Annotated in this window: 12 protein-coding genes and 3 pseudogenes; 5 read left to right on the top strand and 10 right to left on the bottom strand. The window is 59.5% G+C overall.

The features are described 5' to 3' along the window. The first annotated feature begins 16 nt into the window (after window positions 1-16). From ACTEK7_RS34030 to ACTEK7_RS34015, 4 genes are all read left to right on the top strand, one after another. Window positions 17-6,679: a hypothetical protein gene (locus ACTEK7_RS34030; RefSeq protein WP_225130081.1), complete on the top strand. Its 6,663-nt coding sequence runs from the start codon at window positions 17-19 to the stop codon at window positions 6,677-6,679. Window positions 6,680-6,762: 83 nt separating this feature from the next. Beyond that, the gene (locus tag ACTEK7_RS34025) at window positions 6,763-8,598 is read left to right on the top strand and encodes a hypothetical protein (RefSeq protein WP_225130083.1); all 1,836 of its coding nucleotides are present in this window, start codon (window positions 6,763-6,765) and stop codon (window positions 8,596-8,598) included. A 23-nt stretch (window positions 8,599-8,621) separates the two neighbouring features. Continuing rightward, window positions 8,622-9,269 (top strand): hypothetical protein, encoded by a 648-nt coding sequence (locus tag ACTEK7_RS34020; RefSeq protein ID WP_225130085.1) that lies wholly within the window; start codon window positions 8,622-8,624, stop codon window positions 9,267-9,269. Window positions 9,270-9,342: 73 nt separating this feature from the next. Next, window positions 9,343-9,654: a hypothetical protein gene (locus ACTEK7_RS34015; RefSeq protein WP_225130087.1), complete on the top strand. Its 312-nt coding sequence runs from the start codon at window positions 9,343-9,345 to the stop codon at window positions 9,652-9,654. Window positions 9,655-9,733: 79 nt separating this feature from the next. Here ACTEK7_RS34015 and ACTEK7_RS34010 read toward each other — a convergent pair. From ACTEK7_RS34010 to ACTEK7_RS33970, 9 genes and pseudogenes are all read right to left on the bottom strand, one after another. After that, window positions 9,734-9,949 (bottom strand): annotated as a pseudogene (locus ACTEK7_RS34010) (nucleotidyl transferase AbiEii/AbiGii toxin family protein); the annotation flags it as partial. Then, window positions 9,939-10,530: pseudogene (locus ACTEK7_RS34005) on the bottom strand (DUF6088 family protein). The pseudogenes ACTEK7_RS34005 and ACTEK7_RS34010, both read right to left, overlap by 11 nt. Before the next feature lie 472 nt (window positions 10,531-11,002). Further along, window positions 11,003-11,638 carry a DUF6036 family nucleotidyltransferase gene (locus tag ACTEK7_RS34000; RefSeq protein WP_225130089.1) on the bottom strand — a complete coding sequence of 212 codons (636 nt, stop codon included), beginning with the start codon at window positions 11,636-11,638 and terminating at the stop codon, window positions 11,003-11,005. Beyond that, on the bottom strand, window positions 11,635-12,021 hold the full coding sequence (locus ACTEK7_RS33995) for a hypothetical protein (protein WP_225130090.1): 387 nt from the start codon (window positions 12,019-12,021) through the stop codon (window positions 11,635-11,637). The genes ACTEK7_RS34000 and ACTEK7_RS33995 overlap by 4 nt, the downstream gene beginning before the upstream one ends. Window positions 12,022-13,410: 1,389 nt before the next feature. Next, the gene (locus ACTEK7_RS33990; RefSeq protein WP_225130092.1) at window positions 13,411-13,737 is read right to left on the bottom strand and encodes a hypothetical protein; all 327 of its coding nucleotides are present in this window, start codon (window positions 13,735-13,737) and stop codon (window positions 13,411-13,413) included. A 41-nt stretch (window positions 13,738-13,778) separates the two neighbouring features. Further along, on the bottom strand, window positions 13,779-14,252 hold the full coding sequence (locus tag ACTEK7_RS33985; RefSeq protein ID WP_225130094.1) for a hypothetical protein: 474 nt from the start codon (window positions 14,250-14,252) through the stop codon (window positions 13,779-13,781). Between the two features lie 24 nt (window positions 14,253-14,276). Next, the gene (locus ACTEK7_RS33980; protein WP_225130096.1) at window positions 14,277-15,653 is read right to left on the bottom strand and encodes a hypothetical protein; all 1,377 of its coding nucleotides are present in this window, start codon (window positions 15,651-15,653) and stop codon (window positions 14,277-14,279) included. Between the two features lie 621 nt (window positions 15,654-16,274). Continuing rightward, the gene (locus ACTEK7_RS33975; RefSeq protein ID WP_225130098.1) at window positions 16,275-16,937 is read right to left on the bottom strand and encodes a hypothetical protein; all 663 of its coding nucleotides are present in this window, start codon (window positions 16,935-16,937) and stop codon (window positions 16,275-16,277) included. Window positions 16,938-17,034: 97 nt separating this feature from the next. After that, complete coding sequence (locus ACTEK7_RS33970) at window positions 17,035-18,333, bottom strand: AAA family ATPase (RefSeq protein ID WP_225130099.1); 1,299 nt, start codon at window positions 18,331-18,333, stop codon at window positions 17,035-17,037. 324 nt (window positions 18,334-18,657) lie between these two features. Here ACTEK7_RS33970 and ACTEK7_RS33965 point away from each other — a divergent pair, with 324 nt between their 5' ends. Further along, window positions 18,658-20,016, top strand: a complete 1,359-nt coding sequence (locus ACTEK7_RS33965) for a hypothetical protein (RefSeq protein WP_225130101.1) — start codon at window positions 18,658-18,660, stop codon at window positions 20,014-20,016. Between the two features lie 309 nt (window positions 20,017-20,325). Here ACTEK7_RS33965 and ACTEK7_RS33960 read toward each other — a convergent pair. Beyond that, a pseudogene (locus ACTEK7_RS33960) lies at window positions 20,326-20,994 on the bottom strand (transposase); the annotation flags it as partial. Between the last annotated feature and the right edge of the window lie 803 nt (window positions 20,995-21,797).

Genomic DNA, 21,797 nt, shown 5'->3' with positions numbered 1-21,797 from the left:
CAAGGACCGTTCGTCGATGGCTTCCGATCCGCGCAATCTCAGAATAAAGGTCCAGGCGGATCGTCTGCCAGACGTGAGCAACAAGGCTCAGATCTCGCTACGGGTAAGCGCCGTCATCGATGGATCCGACGGAGCGCTTCTGACGGACGCGATCGGTGAGATCCTGCCCTGGAAGTGGCGCCTGGCGGATGGCAGCGGGACCTGGAATCCGCACGACGTCACCGCCTGGCGATTCTGGCGCATCGTCGACGTGACCGGAGTTCCTACCATCCAGGATCTGGATGCCGGAACCATCGTCACGGCGGCCGCCAACGCGCCGGCGGATTTCGATCTTCCCGGCGCCGACGGAAGCAGGCGCTTTCACCGCCGGCTCGAGGAGGAAATCACCTCGATCGTCAACACGAGTGGCCTCGAAGCTGCCCTGTGCATGCCGGCGGGTACGGCAGAGGTGACTGGGCGCACGGTGTTTGGGCTTGTCGAAAGCTTGACGGGATTGCCGAACCCGGTTCCGGTTGCCAACAAGGTGTTCACCGTATTCACGATCGACCCCGCGCCTGACAAGAGCACCACTTTCATCGCGGCACCGTTGTTCGGTCCGACCGGCGGCGGTACCTACACGCTCGATCCGGCCGGTCCCACCGTGATGTCGGATCAAAACGGCGACTTCTGTCGCGTCGACCTTGTACCTACGCCTGGTCCTGGTTCCGCGCCCATGTTCGCGGACGGGTCCGTCGACATGCGACCGAGCTTGTCATGGGATGATCTCAGTCCGTCCGGCGATCCCCAGCGGCTCATCGACATGGAGACCATGCTGATCAAGAGGCCAGCCGTCGGGCACGGCTTGACCGATGAGGACTGGGCCGCCTCCCTCTCACGACGGATCGCCGAAGTCGTTGATCCGTGGGCCCGTGTGTTCGGCGTGCTGGATGCCACCGTGACGAGCGAAATCACGAAGGTGGCGGGCGGCGACGAGCTGCGACGCGCGCTTGCCCGGGATCTCGCCTCACAACCGACGCCAAAGTTTCTCGTGGCGCTTGATTCGATTTCATGGTGGGTCGTGGGCAGGCGCAGCGCCGCTTCCGCGATTGCGCTGCCACCCGGCTTCTCGATACTGGAAGGCCTCTCCCTCCGCCAAGCCGACTTCTGGAATCTCACAGCGGCCCTGATCCTGGGCGCCGCCGAACGTGACCCCGGAAGCGTCAGCAACAATCCGCGCCGCGCCCGCTTTGCTTCCATCAATTCACGCAGGTTGAAGGGGCTGCTCGGCTTGCCGCTCGATCCGCCCGGCTCGGCCATCGCCCCCGAAATCGAGAGCATCGAGTCAGACGATGGCCTGCGGAAGTTCGTGGCACGCAATTGGCTCGGCGGACCGGATCTTTCGTCCGACGGTCCTCATCCGCTGCTGATCGCTGCGCCTCGCGTGATCGGCGCACGGACATTGACTTTTCCCCCCGACGCTCAAGCGTTCGGCCCTGGAGCCACCCAACCAGTTTCGGGCGCCGTGCTGGATCTCGGGCCAGCCGCTTCCGCGGCCCCCATCGCGCCGGCGGCACCGACGAAAGTGGCGTTCGATCTCGCTCTCACGCCACCTGCAGGCGATTTCAAGCTAGTCGTCGCGTTCCTGACGGCACCAGGTCGCCCGATCCCACCCGAAATTCGTATCGCCGGGACGGCGGCGTCTGCCACGTTGGACGTTGCCATTTTTCAGGATGGCGCCTCCGTCATCGCAACGACGCTCGCGCGTGGAGCGACGATCCGCGTCGAGATCGCGATCATCCGACCTGACGCAAATGCGGCGGTCACCGTCACGCTATCGGCCGGCGGTTCCACGCCTGTGCCGGCCGACCGTCTGCTCGGGGCAGCCTTCTATCTGTCGATGAAGGCAGAGGTTTCAGACATTCCGGACGTTGCCATCGTCATGCCCGACGCGACTGCAACGCCGCTACGTACCGCGTTGGACCGCATCACGACCGGACCCGGCCTTCGCGCCGATCTCGCATTGGCCGTGATCGGGCCGTACATTCCTGGACTGACGGCCGGACGATTGACATGGGACGCGCCCCAGCCCCAGAACGAGCAAGATGCGGCTGCGGAGCTTCCACTCGACGAGCGGCTGATAGCCAGCGTTGCCGCCCTCGTCGGCGCCGAGCGTGCCGACGGCAGCCGTCCCGCCGCGTCATTGTATGATCTGATCATCGGTGCAGCACTCACCGACGCGGGACTCGCGGCTGCCAATCCCGGGAGTGATGAGGAGAAACTTGCCAATTTGCTGAAAGCCGTCGTCGAGGCCGCTCGCCGCGATGCCGTTCGTCTCGCCGGCCGCCTCGTGCCATCAGCCACAGACGAGTCAGGAGGCGGCGATGATTCCAGCCGCCGCCTCACCGTCGATTCGCCTCCACTGGTTTTCCGCTTCGACCAGCTCCAGAGCATTGCCGGTGCCGCCGACCTTTGGACCCGGCTGTCTGGTGTGGGAGCCCTGATGGCCCGTACCGACACCTTGAGCGATCCGATCCAAGCGTGGCGTAGCCTCAACGTTGCCACGCTGCATGCCCCCGACACTTCGTCGCAAGGTTCGGCGCGAGCTGCGCTCAGTGAAGCCAATGCGGTGATGGTCCGTAATCTTGCCTGGGCCGGCGGAGCTATCGTCGATCCGGTCCCGCTGCAGGTCGGAGAGATCGGCGGCATACGCGCTGCCTTGCTTTCATACGACAATCGCTCGCCGGTGGCCGAGATGGCCACCGATGCCGCGCTAGACAACGTTCCATCCTCGTACGCGCGCCGCATCGAAGCCTATCGCTTTCCGCCGACCACGGGCGATGGCGCCACCGACTATCGCCTGTTCGCGCTATCATTCGGCTATGCCTTCCACGTCGTCCCATACGTCATCGGTCACGGCGGGACCCTACCTCCGATCTTGCGGAATGATCCCAATGATCCATTGACGATCCGGCCGATTGAAACGATCGTGCCGCTCAAGGGACAGGTCAAGATCGCAACAAACACGGATGCGGTGCGTCGGTCAGCGCTCTACCGACGAACACGTCCAATCGGCGCGCCAAGGCTTGCGGGCGACCGATCCAAAGCGATTCCCGACGGCGTCGTGCCGCTCGCCGGTGAACTACCGATACGGCCAGCCCCCGTGACCATCGGAGGCGATGTGCAAGGACGTTTCTTCCTCGATCGGCAAGGACGTGCCGGCGTCCTCGAAGTCCGCGCCGGTCCCGACCCGGGTTTGCGGATCGACATCGGCCGCATGGAGTGGCCTGAAACAAACGAAGCGCGTAAGCTGTCCATCACGTTCCGGGGCCGCTCGGGGCCGAGCGAAGCCATCACCGACCTGCTGACATTGACGCACGACGTTGGCAGAAGCGGAGCGATCCGGGTCGAAGCGTTCACGACCGTAACGACGATCGCCGCGGGAGTTGACGAGCCCGAATGGGCCGAGGATGAGTTTGATTTTGCGGCGGCAACGCAAGACTTGCAGCTGCCCGCCAGCGACATCGCGCAATGGCGAGACGTCCTGATCATTATCGCGACGGACAAGGACGTCGACATCGAACCCCCGATCGTCACACCGATCGTCAGTCAGCTCGACAGTACGGGAAACTTCGCAAGCGTCGCTGTCGGTAAGCCGCGAATTGCGCCGGAATCGGGCCATCAGATGCGCGCGACCTACGTGCTCGACGGCATCCAGGTCGGCGCCGCGACGGGCGCTCGCCAGATGACGATCCGATTGCAACGACCGACGGTGGAATTTGGTACTTACGGGCGATGGGTCAACCCTCCCCTGTTCGACGATCGAGTTGTGGCCAACCGACCGGTCGTTGCCAAGGCGCTCGACGCCGCGCTCGGCGTAGCAACGAGCCCAAACAAGACCAAGGACGATCGGTCCCTCGATGATCCGGCCGTGACACAGTTGTACGGTGAACTGGTATGCATCTTTCCAACTTTTCGGAAGTTCAAGATGGCAGCAGTCGGAGCTGCCTGGACCTCCCTCGAGGACGTGCTCGGCTTCGATGGCTCTGGCCGTCGCCATGTCGCGCCGATGCCGTCCATGACCATCAAGGTCGATCCAAACGGGCGGGAAGGTCTGACCGGCGATACTGCCACACTCTTGCCGGGTCGTATCTACGAGTTGCGCGTCTATGCAGGATTGCCGGACAAGCAAGACAAGCTTTGCCCTTTCACGCGCGACCAGCGGCTTTCGGCCGCCGTTAAGGCCACGCTCAGACACTGTCCGATCGACGCGAAGATGCGGCTGGCGGGCCCCCTGGTGCTGACGCTCGAAGTTGCGACCGAAGCCGTGCCCGAGATCTTGGGAACACAGCCGCTGAACATCGACCTGCGCCGCGCCCCCGAATATGCCGAGCAGGCATGGATTTCATTGACGGCGGCGTTCACAGGAAGAACGTCGACGTATCCGGCTTTGCGCTATTGCCATCTCGCTGCGCTCGAATCGCAACGCTGGAGCTGGCGCGGCAGGCCGCAGGACGACCAATGGTACCGGTTGGCCACGACCGGAGCTGAGGCAATCGACCAACCCCGGTATCGGGAGCTGTTCGACACATCGTTCTCGGACCGTCGCAACGATGACGTTGGCGAAATCTTCGAACGTCGCATCGAGCGTGCCCATGTCTATGGCGGATTGAGGCGGCGCAGCGATCCTGCCCCAAGCAACCCCATTCCGCGCCTGTTCGACAAGAGCCTCGACTGGCGTGGCGGCATGAATTTGTGGCGCTTCGGTCTTCGCATCGTAAGCCGCTACAAGGCTATGCGGCCTGGACGGCCGGAATTCATGCGCTCCAGTCATCGGGGGCCCAACGGCAGCGCGATCTGGCAGAACAAGGTGCTGGCCGATCGTTCCAACGACCGTCGTCCCAAACGTCCGGGTCTGGCGATCGTTCTGCCACTGACCGAACGCGCCATGGCGTGGGGAACCGTTCCTCCGCTCCTGGCCTTGTTTAACGAACCGCTCTATCCGAATTTCCATGTCGGAGATGGCATCGACGCCATGGTCGAAATGGCCCGGCATCCGATGACACGAGCCGAACGAAAAACGCGTGTCGCGACGATCGATAAGCTTTTGAATCCATCGGACGGCACCCCTCCGCCGACCGGAGAAGCGCTCGACAGATTGGTTGCGGAACGAGCCGCCCTCCAACGCAATATCGACGCCGGCACCGACGGGCCGACAGATGCCCTCAAATACTGGCAGGAGCACGGCCCGGACTCGATCCGGAGCGCAACCGGCTCCGGCGGCGCGATCATACCGCTGCGTATCGACGGCCCCATCGGCTACACTTTCGACCTCGCAACAGAGGCCGGGCGTTTCGATCACGCCGGTTTAATGATTACACCCGTCAAACCCGACATTGTTCCCTGGTCGTTCGTGAAACTGAAGTTTCGTCGTTTCGAGGCTCCGGAGAGCATCGACCCTGCGACCGCCCTCACCGGCCAGGGCCTGGCTCCAGCATCGTACAATAAATTCTATTGCGAACCGCGCCTTCTGGCGATGAACGATGGGTCCAACCGCTTCCGGCTGTCCAACAGCCGCAAGATTATGCGGGACTTTGCGCCGGAAGACTTCAAAGACCTCAAGGACGTCGTCGGCAAGGGCATCTTCCCCGCCGAGCACGAAGGGCTCGCGATCGACATTGCCAGCACGGAAGACCTGGACGGCTCGGCGATCCGGTTTCAATTCACTGACGACAGCGACAGCGAGTTCGTTCGTATCACATTCAGCGTGAAGGACGACGGCGCAAAACGGAGCATTGCTTTCCAATTCTTCACGCAGTTAGGCGATGCCGGCACCTGGACGCTGGACGTCCCGGCCGGCGGCGACGTGCGGTTACGTCTGATCGTGTCGGCCCGGGACAAACCGGAGAAAGGCGAAACGTACAAGCCGGCCGGTGACATCGCGGTGCGCGCCCGAATCGCACGCGATACGACGGATGAGATTCTGTCACCGAGCGAAAATCGCTGGCTATCGGTGGCGTGCCTGCCGCTGACCAGTGCAATCGAGGTTCCCATCAATCAGCCCCTCACGATGGTCATGAAGGCGACGGGAGCTCAGGCGGCCGTTTCGCCGGCAAGGCTTTCTACGTTTACACCATCGCTGTGGTGGCAGTTTGCCGAGCCCATGTCTCTGTTCGACGCCGTCATCGACGGAGTTGCGTCGACGGTGTCGACGGATGATCTCATCGCCTCGGTGACGGGGACCATAGTCTCAATCGAGCGCAAGCCCACGGCGCAAGGACCGTTGCAGAAACTGCAATCGCTCGCGCCAGCGGCGGATCAGCAGGCGGGAGAGCTCGAGGAAGTCCTCGTGCTGGTGCTGACACGCAACATCCACGATGCGCTCGATCGCGTTCGGGAGCGCCCGGTCGCGGTCAAGCTCTGGGACGGGACGTCCACATCGCTGAACCTCGTCAAACCAGACTGGCCAACATTCGAGGATCCGAACGAGGGGCCAAAGCTCGGCGATGGCGGGCAGATCCGCTTCCTGCGCATTCTGCGTCCAAAGACGCGCGCGATGGGCGGCTATCTCGAGACCGCGCCGTCGTTTCCGTTGGATTTCTTTCAGTACGAAACGATCGAAGGAGACCTCGACATGAATCCTCCGGACGCCAAAGGAATGGTGCTCGGAATGTCGATGCCGATTCCGTGGAAGCACGTGTGACGCGTCCAGGCATTCGTCAATCGTGACTTACGAGACTAGTGGCAGAATGCTCATCATCGGGGGACCAAATGGTTGAGGGGGACGTGGAAAGGCTCGCCAAAATTATTTTGGGAGAAACGAGCGGATTGACCGCAAAGGGAACGGACTCAGCAAAATCGTTGGAACGCCTCTGGTCGGTCGTCGCCGGCATTGCAGTAACTGCGCGCTGGAACGGGCTTCAGGATCAAATGAAAATCGCCGGCAACATGCTGTCTGCCGACGAAGCGGCGAACTACACGATCATGAAGGCCGTTGCCGAAAAGATCTCGCAGAACCGCTACGACGGTGCCGTCGCATTGCCCAAGCAAGCAACGCTCTGGCAGATCGACCGAAATGGCGCGCCATCGAAGGACGTCGGCACGCCGCCCGACTGGATCTACAAGACCGGCACAACCGAGGGCCTCGAATTCGAGGACAAATCAGGCCTGACGTACCGCCTCTATGGAACGAGCGAAGAGGCTCCCGGCAAACTTGGCCTCACCTCGTCGTATAGCCTAACTGGCCTGGCGCCGCGATCATGGAGCGTTCCCAAGCCGGTGAGGATAGCCGCATGGTGGCTCGGTTCGATCGCGGCCTTGATCTTCGTTTTCGGTGGCATCTCGGCCATATGGTCGGGACAGAGCGACGGCAATGCAGGGAGCCAACTCCGAAATCTCGACATCCAGTACCGTGTGCTCGACAAGCTGGCCGACAATTGCATCTCGGATGCAGCTCTGCTTCCCAACTGGAAGCGGAGCGTTTGCAGCTTCCTTGATGCCGGCGGCAAGTACGTGAAGCCAGCCGCAGTTGCCCCTGCCGCGCCTCCGCCGGCCGCCCCACCGGCCGCTCAAGTGCCGCCGGCCGCCCCATCGCCTGCGCCGGCCGCTCCCGCCCAGCCGATCGTTCCGTACGGACCGAAGGTCGGAATGGCTCTCGCTACGATCCGGAGCTGCCTCGACCATGGGCCTTCCGCGCCGGACACAAATGCTGCTTCACCGTCGAAGAAGCCGCCAGAAACAGATGGCGCGGCCGCAACGGACGCGACGTTGTCGTGCGAACTTGTGGTGCGTAGCGCAGTCGATGCCGGCATTATCGCGGTCACGCCGAATACGTCCATTTGGTCCGGCATCGCGAATGCGCTTCTCGGACTGCGAGACACTCCCGGCACGCGGTCGATCATCGTGCAATTTCTGGCGATGACCCTCGGTATTGCCGGACTCGCCATCGCGCTCGGCCTGGGGACCAAGGGGCGCATGGTCGGCATCTGGGTCGACGAGCGTAACCGCGTATCCCTGGCGCGGGCGCAGGTGACGCTCTGGACCATCGTTGCACTTGGCGGCTTCGCCACCGCGGCGCTTTTCAATGTTGGCCTTGGCGGACCAGGTACGTTCCCACAGGTCCCGGCATCCATCGCCGCCGCACTCGGGATCGCCTTTGCCTCACCGATGATCTCCGCGTTAATCCTGAATACGAAGGCATTCGGAATGGCCGGCTCGCCGTCGGATCAGATCACGACGATCGGTGGGAGGCCAAAGAACAGTAACGACCAGTCCGATCGTGGCCTGCTGACGGGGTCGAGTGACTCTTCGGCCGTCGAAGTCCGTTCGGACCCGACGATGGCGTCTCTTGCCGACGTCTTCGTGGGTGAACACGTGGCCGACTCGGGCGACGTCGATATTTCCCGGCTGCAGAATGTCGTGCTCACCGTCACCCTGGTCCTGGGCTATTTCGCGATGCTCGTCGAGCAACTCCGCGGAATCGCACCAGACGTGCTGCTGACTGGAATCCAGAGCCTGCCCGACCCCGGAGGTGCCTTCACGTCGGTGCTGCTGATCAGTCACGCGACTTACCTAGGGACGAAAGCCTACAAGGGGAGCGGGAAAGGCGACACAGCTCACTAGCGTTCACCATTGAGGACCCTGCTATGCCCGACTCGAATGCAGCAGCACTGATAGGTCTGGCTTTGACCGCGGCCGGTTTTGCCTTCGGCCTCTATCAGTATCGGATGAATAGTGAGCAGGCGAACTTGACCCGGCAGCGCGATCGCGCGCTGGCGGCATCCGACCAAACAAAGGAATTCTTCGAAGATGGGGACGTGCGTTTCGTCATGCGCCTTTTGGACTACGGCAACGCCCAGTTTTGGAAGGAAGACACGCTGAAGGGCCAGACCTTCGACGTCCGTGACCTGCCCACCGCGCTCGCCGTCCACTGGAAGCCAACTGAAGAAATCGAAAAGAAAACATTCACGGACCAAAATCTGGCCGTCCGCTCCGCTTTCGATAACTTTTTACTCTGGCTGGAGCGGATCGAACATCTCATTCGCTACGACGTTATCGGGACCATCGGCTTCGGCGAGCTCTTCTCGTATTGGCTGGTCCTGCTCGGCGAAATCCCGCAACCCGGTGACAGGATCAATCATCTCTCCAATGAGGGGCGTGCCGCGCTTTGGGAGTACATTCGAGCCTATGAGTTCAATTCTGTCGTTCGCCTTTTCGCGCGCTACGGTCGCGCCGGCCCCGTCGGAAGAGATGGATTCCTTCCCCGCAAAACGACCTCGAAAGAGAACGTCTGAACACGGCACGCCGTACACGCCCTCCACTCCCGTCATTGCCTAGAACGATTTACCTAGAGGAGAAGCAGCAACAATGCCAAACATAAGCCTGAGCGGGAAAGCCATTGATGGCGATCCAGATAGGTACTGGATTAATTTATTCGCCGCAGATAGCACCTGGCAGTCCGGCGAACCTGGGAATGCGACCAACGTATCGACGACGAAACAGGGCAAGTGGCTATCCAAGCCAATCCCCGACAAGGGCGTGTATGCAAACGACACAGCCGGCAAGGTCGTGTTCTTCTTTCGCAACCTCGACCCGTCGACGGTGAAGATGGGAGATCGGGGTCAGGGGCACGCCTATGAAACAGCCCGTGCGATCGATTGGCACGTGGATAGCCTGTAGCTCCGGCGCGCCGGCGTCTCGACGGCCTAGGCTGACCTCCCGCTCAGGCGCTTGCCTCGAAAGGTTATCGTCCGAATGTCGAAAAACGGCGGATCGCACCGTAAGCCTTTGATAGCGAAGTTTCGCCTTTGAAGACAAGATGTTCGCCCAAAGGCGAGAAAAGAGTGCGTTCAGGCACCAGACAACCCAGACATCCTTTTCGAGTAAGATGTGCCGGACGACCTGAGTTGGACGCGGCAACGCCGAGCGCCTCTTGGCGCTCGGCGCCAGCCAGGTTTAGAACTCTATCCGACACGGAGTTCGCTTACCGGCTTGGCAAGCCAAGTCGGAAAGGAAGAAGCAGCGGACTTCAGCTCCTTCAGTTCGGTCAGGGTCAATTTCTGACTGACGGATCTCAACGCTCGTTCTGCCGTCTGTGGTCCCACCCAGGCAAGCGCACGCACTACATCACCTGCACGTCGGTTCGCCAGGGCAAGCTGCCAACGCGGTGCATGCCTGAGCTCCACGACTTGCTTACCAAGGCGGAGCCTGCGGGAAGGACCAGAGGTCAGATAAACCTGACGGACAGGTACTTGCGTCGTCAAACCAAGATGATTGGCCGCCACCGCGCCGCTGGAAACGATGATTTCGCCGCTGCGAACCTTGATTTCCTCGACGACTTTCTCGACTGACGGGGCTCTAATTCCGAAACGGCTTTCAACTGGACGCAAATATATCCCTCGTCTCGCGCGCAGAAGTCTTCCTCGCTCGAAGACGCGACAGAGCTTGATCGACGGCGGCACGCTTTCCAAGATGCAAAAGCGCCTTGGCAGCGATCGGCGCGCCTTCGGGCAATTCTTTGGTGGCTTCCAAAATCCGGGTGCTCAGGTGGGTCATGGCTCACGCTCCGGTGTCAGAAATATAAGAGAACTTCTGACACAAATTTATTAGATCTCTCTTTTTCCAGCAGGACGATTTCCTGCCTCTTCCCTTCCGGCGCATCGAGCGCGATCGCATTTTCGCGAGAATTACCCAGAAGAAGAGCGCGCCGCAAAGATGAACCGCAAGCGGGTCAACACCTGACATCCCATAACTGGTCGTCGTGCGCGCAGCGCATCGCCGCAGCGAAATGGCACCCGGGCCGCGTGAGCATAGCGACCCTCGGCGAAAGCGGAGGGACACGCGGGCCGAGTGCAGCGACAAGACCGGACTCTTGTGGCACCCGTCTGACGCGGCAGTGATAGCGGCGGCGGCTTGCCGCCGGGCCGCTTCAGCGAGTGCCCGGCGAGGAGCTCCTCAGCCCTTGCGCGAGGATCGTTAGACGCAGCCGAGAGGTTTGCCGCAACATGTAGGATCGCAGCCACGGCCGCTAGGATCCCGGCGAATTGCTTGCTGCAGCGTCTGCTTTGGGCTCGTCCGGAAGGCCGCGTACGAAGCTTATGGCTCGTTCCTGAAGTTCGGCCTCCAGCTTTGTCGCCTTGATACGCTCAACGACGAGATCGCGATTGAATGGCCGCGCCTTATGGTAACCCTCCACGAACTCCTTGTCCTTTTCCGACAAGCGAGCGAGCTTGGATACAATAATGTCTTCAGGACATGGTGCGACGGCAAGAACCTTCCTGTCGTCAACATCGACAGTTTTGGTAATCGCGCGTTTATTCCAATCCCCAGGAAGCCGTGCGGTATTCTCGTCGACACCGTCGATATAGAAGCCGTGCTCCCGATGGAATGTAGAGCCCTCGCCGTAGAGAGCATTGATCTCTTCTGAGGCCTCGGGATCATCTTCGGGATCCAGCTCCTTCTGCTGGATTTCCCATATTTTCGCGTTTTCCGGATAGGCGTCGATCTCACCAGAAGTGCGCAGGACGACGGGCGCATCAGGCCATGAAAGCAAGATGCTCTGGCTGCCAATGATGAAGACCTTGTCGGTTTTAAACAGCCGGGCGATCACCCTGACTGTCTCGACAAGATCTTCAATAGTTCGAACAAACGAGTTTTGTGTCACGCCGCCATCCGCGGAAGTGCCGCGGTCTGATGGATCGCAGATCTCTCTGCAATCCGCTTCGCCGCCTTCCAGATACGACGGCGCAGAGTGTCGTCCTCAAAATTGATACCTTCCGCCAAAACGAAAGGTGAGGACAGACGCAAACGCGTCATCTCTTCGTCGCGGCTCGTCAGACGGCGGCGTACCGTAGATGGAGGAAAGCCGAGCATGTCCGACCACTCGCGAACGAAAGTGTAGCCTTCGAAACGTTGCGAGTTATGGGCCAAAGAATCCTTGGCCCTTTCGACCAGCGACGGGTCGCGACCGATCTGCCGCGCGATAAGCCGATGCATGATCAGCTTCGCGGTGTCGTTCACGTATTCCCGGTTGATCCGGACGCTCATGGCTCTCGACCAGTACCTACTTCTCAGGACGGAAAATAGGGCATCTACCCTTAAAAATCCAGCTACTCACCAATCCCCTTGGACGGGGTATGTTCCCTATCCGTTCAAGTTAGCAGTTCCCATAAGCCCGGGCAACGGGGCGGACAGCTCGAACGAGAGCCAAGATTAACGGACCGACCCGCAAGCACCCCTCCAAGGTTTTGTAGAAAATAGCAAGCGAAATCAATATGTTATTCATTATGCAGCCTGTTCCACAACGGCTAATGGCCGATACCTCGGCGGCGCCCCCAGCATTTCTTGGCATTCCCCATCCTGCTCATCCAGGCCTGCAACCAGCCCCGCCAAACGCCACGGCGTGGCTGTGCTGCCGCCCCTGGAACCACCCCCCGCCCCAGCCCAACACGCTGTCGTTTGAGGAGCTTTTGGAAGCCCACCGATTGTAAAGGGGTCATCGGACTTGGATTTTCCGTCCACCTCCGGAAGCAGCTTGAGCAACGGCAGAGCCCCCCAAGCCTCCCCCGACTGGAAACCAGGGCTTGCACCAACAATCGGGACGGCGAGAGTTGTGGTGGAAAAGCTCGTTACCTGCTGAGAGCCGCCTGAAACCGTTTGATGACGCGCTCGAACATGTCACGGACACTTCAAGTGTCTCCTTGGCACCCAATACGTATCCGTTTCGAACACGCTTGAAGGTCATAGTGCCTTTCGAATTCCAAAGCACGCAAGAGCCCGACAAGTTTAGTGATACTGATCTGGCAAATCTCTTTGCGCCCTTAGTTCACGGGCACAAATAGCTGTATCGCCGGAGGCCAGTTCCGTCCGTCTATCACGCATCTCCATCCAAGAGCGAATAGGTCGTGCTACGGCCGCCAGCAGGGTCTTTCACGAGTATCCCCTTGGCAACGAGGTCTTCGATGTCGCGTAGGGCAGTGTCCTATGAGGACTTGGTCAGCTTGGCCCACTTTGATGAGTTGAGCTTGCCCTCGAAGCCCTCAAACAGACGCTCGATCATGGTGCGCTGGCGGTCATTGAAGCTTTGATCGGCATGCTTCTTCCAGAAGCGGGCCTTCCTGAGAACCGATCCAAGAATGACGTCGGCGCGATCGAAGGCGCGATCAAGGCAATCGAGAAACCACTCTAGCCATTCCGTTATGTCGAGATCGCCCTTCTGCGTGGCTTCCAGGATAACGAGGCGCTGAGATATCCGTCATGGCCTCGACGACGCGCTATCGACGATTTTTGCGACGGTCCCGGTGGCCCAATTCAAGCGACGGGCCTTTAGCTTGGAAGGGTGTCGGCCGCGCAACATTACAATGGCTATTCGGACATTTGTAGCCGACCTACACCATTGGACGCATGAGGTTTTCTCTCCTCGTCCGAACACCGCCCTCACTTTCGGCGTCGAAAACCGCGAACTTGTCGCTCCACCTCGCTCTTTGAGGAACCATTATCAAACCGCGCAACGGCGCGGCCGAGGCGATTTTCCTCGCGAAACTCGATTTTCTTATTTTTGTAGCCGCCCCACACGCGACGGCCCCCAAACGCCGCCCAGCCGCTACGTCCGGCTAGCCTTCCACTCCCCGGATCAGCAAATTCGTAGACAGCCTCGATCACGATCGGCACGATCTCTTCGATTTGAGGTGCATGGTGACGAGCGCGTTTATCTGCCTTTTGCTGAAACTCGCTACGTTTCGCTTTCGTGTCCAATTGCTGCATAGGACCAACTCTCCCCTTCGATTAAATCATTTCAAAAGCGACTATTGGCGCTGTCCGCCGCTTGTCTGCTCTAGAATTTCATACAGGAATGTGATCACACGCTCGGCGACTTCCACCACGTCAACGCTCGTGCTGTCAACTTCAATGCGAGCTGCGCCCATTTCGAAAACCCCGTCCTGAAAAACGGCTTCTTCAAAAACAGCTCCGTAAATCGCCATCTGTTTGGAGTTTGTGACAATCCGCGATTTTCTGCCAGTTAACTGACCATGCTTAATTGCGAACACGGCATCGCGAACGATGCGATAATCCTCATTTTGCGCTGCAAGAACGTCCCGAAACTCATCGTCTTTATCCGGTACGGACACGCCAGCGGCCACCAAGGCTGCATGAAGAATTCCGACAAATGCATCGAGCGTAAGCAAGATGTTCACGGCCGAGGCCAGCCGACCGGGTTTCTCCCTGAGCAAATCAATATTTCGGCCGACAACCACGCTCAGGAAATATTCTGGCTTCACAATTACTCCTTGCCGTTTCGGCGCTCATGAACCCGGCGCAACGACCAACTCCGCGATGTCCCGCAGCGACCCCATATCAAGCTTGAATGCTTGCATGGGAGCGGGAGTGGACCGCGTGATGACAACTCGGAATTCCCACTGATATGCAAACCGAAAGTGCTTCGCGCACTGGATTGCTTCATCTTGAACGGCAGCGAATTCGACCGGGTCATCTGAAACTGAAAGCGGGTCGTAGTAGTACGCCGGTATGAGACGCACGCGTTCCACGCCTGACACCTGTGCCGCCACTGCTTTCGCAAATCTCTCGATGAAGCTGTCGAGGTCATTTATTGCCACACAAGCGTCGCTCTGGAAATCCATAAACAAGCGATAGTCGTAAACGGAAGCGCAGCACCAACAATAATAATCGCTAGTAGAAAACTCTAGCTTTCGCCCGTCACGATACCAACTCATCGTCAGTTCATTGTCCTGACGTGCTAAGCCCTCGGCGCCTGCGAAATATGAGGCAGGCCGGACAAGCAGTTCGCCTCTTTCATACAGGGCGCGCATGTGCTCGGCCTTTCCAAATTTGAAGAGCATCTTTGGCGCATTAAAATAGCTTTCGCGAGAATACTGGGAAGCATCCACCCAATCCGCCCTACGACACCAGCTTTCGTCGGCTAAGCGCCTGATTTTTTCCGGCGGGTTAGCTGATTTCTCACCGTCAAGTAATCCGCGAATGAGAAATTCCTCGGCCAATTCAGTATAGAGAGACAGGAAATCAATATTGCGGGTCGGCGAATGCATTCCATCCCGCCTTGGCTTTATCAAGGTGTATTTCCCGTCATCACCGAGCGTGATAACGTTTGCTATTACATCATGCAGTCGTTGCTCCAATTCCTCTCGGCTGAGAGCCTGCATGTATCGATTGGCACGATAATGAAATCTCTTAATCTCCAGAATAGCAACCAAACTGATTGGTCGAGGGAAACGTAGAACGTGCTCGTGCCGTCCGACGCTTGCCTTCTTTGGAGTTGCGAACGCATCCAGCATCGTCGCAAGTACTCCACGCAGTTTGAGCGCCTCCTCCACCGGCATCATTACATCGGCCCACCCCGCCGTCGCGGTCGCGCATTGAACTATTACCTCACTGCCGTGAAGGACCATGCCGTGGGCTTTGGTGAGTTGAGCCAATAGCGGCATGTAATCGTACGTTACGAAACATTCGTTCGGGTCCAACGTGATCGAATAAGGAAGTCGCGAAAGCCATTCAAAGAGCTTCAGCGCATCCAAGACAGGCATCTTCAGATCGGCGCGCTGTACGGCATTCGTGGCGCACTGGATCACAAGGTCTTCGGCGTCCAAAATTGCGCCGTGGACCTTCGTCAGTTGAGCCAGTCGAGGCATCAATTCAAGGGTCATGAAGTGTCCTGACAAGGCAAAGACGACCGGACGCGCAGACTACCAGTTGCCTCGCTTCTGGCGTTCAGCGAAGCTCATAGTCGCTAACTGGGGGAAACGATTATGCACAACTTTGCAAGCTACATGGCAGAGAGCCAGCTCCTGACGCTGGCAACGCTTATTCTGATGGTCGTGCCCTTTTCTACCAACCTTGGTACTTTGCCGTTGCTATCTCGATTGGAGTGCTGGTCGCATCTTGGATCGTACGTGCCGCATTCATGTCCTTCGCGGCGAGAGGGACCGATCGCGGTACGGGTCCTGCCAGCTAGGCCCCTTCGTCCAGCAGTGAGTGGATAAGCTCGAACAGCCCGCACGCCAACCACGCCAAGAGCAGCGCCAGCGAAAGACAAAACCGTCCGTTTGCGCAGATGGACGTCAGCGAGGGTGAGTGCACCACCACGGTCTTAACTGCTCGTGGCTATGAGCCTGACATGGAAAGCAATCCGATGATCTGGCTTCATGTTGAAGTTGACCCGGTGATTTTCCTGCTGCTGCTTTCGGCAGTCAGGGTTCACCTTCGATAAGGTATACGGGGCCGGGAGACCGGCCCCGTTTCTTTTGACTTGCATTCGGCGAATGTGATTACGCGACCTCTTGAGCCTTCAAGGCCTCGCGCACCGCCACTCCGAGCGGGGTCGGAATGTATCGGATGCCCTTGTAGCTTCCTTCAAAAAAGTACTCGCGCCGTCGCACAACCAGCGCGTCAATGGGCGAGGCGAGATGTGGGAAGAGGGGTTTGAGCCTGCGCGAAAGGGCGATGGTCTCTGGCCGAATGCTGTACCGCGCGTCGCCGTGAGACATGCTGCATGAGTCGTCTCCGTACAGCAGGCCAAGTCGGATGTGCTTAGGCACGGTTTGAACGATCTTTACCAGCCGCTCAATCAACTGCGGATCGAAGTCGCCTGCCGCCGCCGGGGGCGCTTCAGGCTTCAGTCCGCCGGTAAAATGATGGATCGACGCGTTTGGAGCGGCGCTCTCGACAGCAATGCAGATCGAACTCGCTAAGGCGGGATCGTCAAAATGTACCGTTACCAGTTCCATGATGGCCCTCCAGTTCTTGGTAGGCCAACTGAATATCAAACGATGAATGCCTTCAAGCGATTTTTGGATCAATTTTGGCACTTCAGGGGGCGAGAAACGGCATCCTGTCTCGGCCAGCCAAGGTGCGGCGCGCGCCCCTATATTGATTTCTCGTTCCGACGCCCAATCTGCTCCAGTCATCCAGCCCCCGATCTGTTGCTCCACTTCCAGTTAATCCCTAAAGGGATTTAACTGGAGCGGAGCAGATCAGGTGCGCCAGTCGCTCCGGTTCTGCTCCGGTCAACTGGAGCAGCCAGCGCCCCTAGTCGTCGTCGGCCACCTCAATGAACTTCTTCGGCTTGCGGCGCTCATCAGGCCGCTCGACCTCGACCAAGGCGCCCGTCTCGCGCCATGTCTTGAGCAGCGCCACGACTTTAGCCCGGTCCTGCTTGTCGGTAAGGCTGAGACCCAGCGTTTTCGCGACTGCGATGCCAACCCAGCCGTCCGCCCGTTGGTCGGCCCGCCACTGGCCCTGCTTGATCGCCAGCGCGCACCGCTCAAAATCCGACGCCGTAACCCCGGCCAGCAGGTCAGGCCGCTCCCAGCGCGTCGCAACGCCGATATCGTCGCCCTTCAGATGATCGAACGGATTGCCGCTGACCCGGCTCAACGGGTTGTTGTCGAGATCGACCGAAACCAGCTCAAACCAATCCCGCTTGTCGGCTGGCTCGGTTAGGTTGGCCTTGTCGGCATAGGCTGAGAAATACAATCCATGATGATCGACGCCTGCGTTCTTAGCTTCAGCTTCGGTCATGCTATTGAGCACGCGGGCGGAGCGGCAACCGTCCGTCAGCGCGACGCCGCCGCGCGCGCTCTGCACCGTAACCTCCTGCTCGCCCTTCCGAACGTGGTGGACCAACTCAACGGCGCAATTGCCCTTGTCGGCGACTTTGTCCCATTCCTTCACCACCATGTCGATGGCGTTATTGTCGTTCTCCGGAACCTTATGCGACGAAATGAACGGATCGACGATCACCACGTCGATGCCGCGCTCTTCGATCTCTGCAATCAGCGCGTCCACGACTGGCGTGCAGATCACGGTGTCGCGGCCTTCCGTTTTGGCGATGACGAGGGGGCGTTCGCGGCCGTGATCGACAAACAGCCGATCACCAAGATGATGTTCAGAGAGTTCAAACTGCTTAGCGGTGGTTTGTATGCGGCGCGTCGTTTCCATGGCAGGGTCTTCGAGGTTGAAGTGCCAGACGCGAAGCTGCTCTGAAGCCGTGCCGAGTAACGCCTGGCCTGAGACCATCGAGAGCATTTCGGTAATGATGAGCGACGATTTGCCGAGAGCGCCCGGCGCAACCGTGGCGCTGACATATTCACTTCGCCGCGCGACGAACCAACCATGACCGGGGTTTCGATGGATGATGCCTTGCGAGTGCATCAATTCAAGCCCCTCCTGGCGACCGCACATGTCGCACGTCGCGTCCTCCTTCAGATCGGTCGCAGCCGCAAAGGATTCCTGCACTGTCCCACCGCGACACGCGCCAAGATGGCCGGGATCCGATTCACCCTCTGCCGCCAGAATTAAGACCTTCTTGGCAAGGCATGCCTTCATCGGAGGGGTCCGCCTCGGTTCGGGCACCATCCAGACGCATCGTCCAGAACACTTCGCAGCTCAGTACACACTTTAGTAGGCCCTATGATGCTACTCCACGAAATAGAATCTGTTGGTGCCAGCTCCGACTCACCCAGCCAGTGTTTCGGAAAAATGCAATCCGGCGATCCTTGGCGCGTGCCTCGGGTGAGTGTGGCAGTCGGATTGGCCATTTTGGCTCACTCAAGTCTCCAAGCGCGTCAGCTTGTCGACAGCTGATCCTAATAGAGGGAGAACAGAGAGCGGATCTGCTCAGGATTGCGAACCGACCCAAAGGGAGGGGATATGGACCCATTTAACAGCATCAACCCATTCGACCGGGCTGCTTACAACGACGCGGTGACACAACCGCAACAGCAGCAAGCGGAGTTTGAGCCGTACTTGGATGAAGTCCCGCAGCTTGATACCACTGCCGTCGCAGGGGTTCCTGTTTCTCCAGATCGCTACTATCCTCATCTGCCTGACGAAGACCGTAGACTTACCGAGGCGTTGGAACTTGGGGCCAGCGGTCCTCATCCCGAAGACGCAGTCACCAGAGGCGTCGGGCACGTCGCTGCGCAGCACAACGCGCGGGAGGCTTCGAGTTGGCCGAGCGAGCTGACTGCGGAAGGTCACGATCAGGATTCGCTGCGAGGGATGATCGGCGAATCCGTCCTAGCATCGTCTCTCAAGCCAACCGCGCACGATCACCAAGCACCGGATCTCGGAGAAGCCGTTCGTCACTTCAACTGGAGCGACGGCTACCAGCCGGCTCCGAACGAGCTGACCGGGAGCGCCCCCCTTTCAAGTCACGCGCCCCTCATGGGTGAGGATTACAGCGGGCAGTTGAGGCCTGCGAAGAGGCAGAGGACGCTAAGCCATGCGGAACTGGATGCCATTGAGCGCCAGCTGAGCGAGCCGGGCAATTCAATGGCTCGTGTGCTGATGGAAAACGCCGGCGCACCGTCGCCTTTCGGGCCAGCGGTCGGTTCACCATTGATCCTTCCTGAGGAAGGTTACGATCAGGATCAGCTGTGGGCGATGGTGCAAGACGCCGGCCCATCATCGTCTCTCGAGCCAACCGCGCGCCATGAGCAGACCCTGAATTTAGGAGCGGTTGTCCATCCCTTCAACTTCAGGCAGGGCAACCAGCACGCGTCGGCTGCGCTTGACGGTAGCGGCATCCCGCCGAGTCAGGACAGCCGACCAAACAGCTTTATCGTTCACAATGACCGCTACACGGCGCTATTCGTGCCCGCGGCGGCGATGAGGCCAAGCACCCCACTCAATGCGCCAGGCCCTGCCATTCCTCTCGGATCTCGACAGGAATACGTTCCGCAGCCCAGCGCACAGCCAGCGAATCGAGTCTCACCAGCGCTGCTTGGACGTTCGATGCAGCAAGCCGCCCCGGCGTCCTCCAGGGCTGACAGGACATCCCCGGCGGCCCGCGAAATTTATGCTGCATCATTCGCTGTTCCCGAGAATTTTTCGCACGGCACCCAACCCGCCTCGGACACGATGCGTTCGAAGCTCGGCCGCTGGGGCCTCTTGCCGGACGCGGCGCAGCCGGAAAAGCAATACAACATTCGCGGCGAGCTCTACACCGCCCTCCTGGGGCCGGGGGGGCCCAATGACGTTCGGCTCATCCATCACCCACGAGAGTAGACGCCGCGCACACTCCCGACGCTAGCAGCCCGTCCACATAGGTCCGGTATTGGGCTTGTTAATGGGCCATAGCTTGCTCCAGCGACGATTGCGTGCTTGGCTCGGGACCGGCTGTGCGGGAGAGCGCTACTCGGCCCGATTAACTTGCGCCATCATCGCTGTGCGGCTCCTCGGCGAGCCGCATAGCCATCGCCCTTTGATCTTTGCCGAGAGCCGGGACCAAGCTGCGAAGAACACCTACGGTGTTATTGCCGTTGCGTTTTACAGCATTGCCATTAATCAGGGCCTCCTCAAGTCCCGAGACAGGGGAAATCCTCGGAGTAAAGAGGCTGCTTCCGGCGCCCTGTTGAACACGCGTGACTGCTTTTCGTCCTCGAGCCGGGCCTCGAGATGGAGGCCATCAGCGCGGATGTAGACGTAGCGTTTCGCCGACGCGCTTCTGGCACGCGGTGTGCTCGTCGAGCTAGCCATCCCTAGGCGACCGATCGCCGAGGCCGACAATCCGGCAGCATCCTTGCCGAGCAGCGCAGCCAGCGCTTCCGAGGCGTCGCCAGTCGAGATCCCCTTCAGGTAAAGGATAGGCAGCAGCGTCTCGATCAACTTCGAACGGCGTATGTAGGGTGGAAGGATCATCGACGGTGAGAACCGGATGCGGTCGGGAATCGGAGGCGACCCCCTGGCGATCGCGCACGCGCGGCTGGCGGATAGCGACCGGACCGATACTGGTCGTCACCTCCCCCTCTGGCAGGTGACCGTGCCGGGCGATGCGCTGGTGGCCGGCCGCGGTCCTTCAAATCGGGATGCTTGCCGAGATAGTCCGCGACCTCGGCTTCGATCGCCTGAGCGAGATGGACGTGCCCAGTTGCGCAAGACTTTTGTGAGTTGATCGGCGACGGTTCCTGGCGGAATCAACTTGATAATGTTGTCTTTGGATAGGGCATATCGGTCCTTCGGTGAAGAAGTGGAGGCGTCAAGCACCCACGATATGCCGCCTTTTCGATTCCCGCCGTCACCAACTTTCGGCGATCTCGACCGAAACTGCTACCTCCATCTAAGTCATATCGTTCATCATGTGTGAACGCCTTCACGTCGCACTTGATCCGAGACAAGTCGTAGACCAAAGCTCGTTTACGCAAGCCGGCGAGGCGTTTCGGACTTCCTGCCGGCCTAAATTGACGATCGCAGCACCAAATCTATGCCTTAGCTGATCCAAGCCTTCACGGCCGATCCGGCCACCCGGCCGGGGTCATAGGCCCGTCTGGCCTCGGGCGAGGGATCAATTTCACGAGGCGTTTGCTTGTCCCCGTCTGCGGCGGTGAGGATAGATGAACGCCGCATCGAAAGATGCCTCGGCCAGTGGCACAGGGCGTGCAGTGCGTTTGTTGCGTGGGAAATTTCAGTGTCCCGGCTCAGGCATAAAGGGCGCGGCGTATTTTCGTGACACGAGTGTCGTCTTTCCTTGGGACACCCGACGCGATTTCGTAACAGGTCAATGTAGGAGGAACTGTTGATCCACGAATTACCTCCGCAACAGTCCAGGTTCCTCGTTCGAAGGGGGACCACCGGCTGGATGGTTTATGATCGAGAACGCAAGGGGCCGGCGCTGTTAAAGGACCACAGCTTGGCCGAGAAGCTGTCCAAGGAACGGGCCGAACAAATAAGGCAGGCACTGGTCGATGGTTCGATTAACTGCTGGCCGTGATCCCTTGAGGTGAGCCTTATTTAGGAAAATGAAAGTCTATCCTGCGTTCAGCTCCGCTCTGGGGTCTCCACGCGGAGAA

The organism is Bradyrhizobium sp. JHI2711 (genome assembly GCF_056156565.1).
The sequence above is the reverse complement of the archived record's forward strand: the minus strand, read 5'-3'. Positions and strand labels throughout refer to the sequence as shown.

What these genes read in the sequence shown, in the direction of transcription:
- ACTEK7_RS33965 (WP_225130101.1), top strand. Translation starts at nt 18,658, where the DNA reads ATGGACCCATTTAACAGCATCAACCCATTCGACCGGGCTGCTTACAAC.
- ACTEK7_RS34030 (WP_225130081.1), top strand. Translation starts at nt 17, where the DNA reads ATGGCTTCCGATCCGCGCAATCTCAGAATAAAGGTCCAGGCGGATCGT.
- ACTEK7_RS34015 (WP_225130087.1), top strand. Translation starts at nt 9,343, where the DNA reads ATGCCAAACATAAGCCTGAGCGGGAAAGCCATTGATGGCGATCCAGAT.
- ACTEK7_RS33970 (WP_225130099.1), bottom strand. Translation starts at nt 18,333, where the DNA reads ATGAAGGCATGCCTTGCCAAGAAGGTCTTAATTCTGGCGGCAGAGGGT.
- ACTEK7_RS33990 (WP_225130092.1), bottom strand. Translation starts at nt 13,737, where the DNA reads ATGCAGCAATTGGACACGAAAGCGAAACGTAGCGAGTTTCAGCAAAAG.
- ACTEK7_RS34020 (WP_225130085.1), top strand. Translation starts at nt 8,622, where the DNA reads ATGCCCGACTCGAATGCAGCAGCACTGATAGGTCTGGCTTTGACCGCG.
- ACTEK7_RS33980 (WP_225130096.1), bottom strand. Translation starts at nt 15,653, where the DNA reads ATGACCCTTGAATTGATGCCTCGACTGGCTCAACTGACGAAGGTCCAC.
- ACTEK7_RS33995 (WP_225130090.1), bottom strand. Translation starts at nt 12,021, where the DNA reads ATGAGCGTCCGGATCAACCGGGAATACGTGAACGACACCGCGAAGCTG.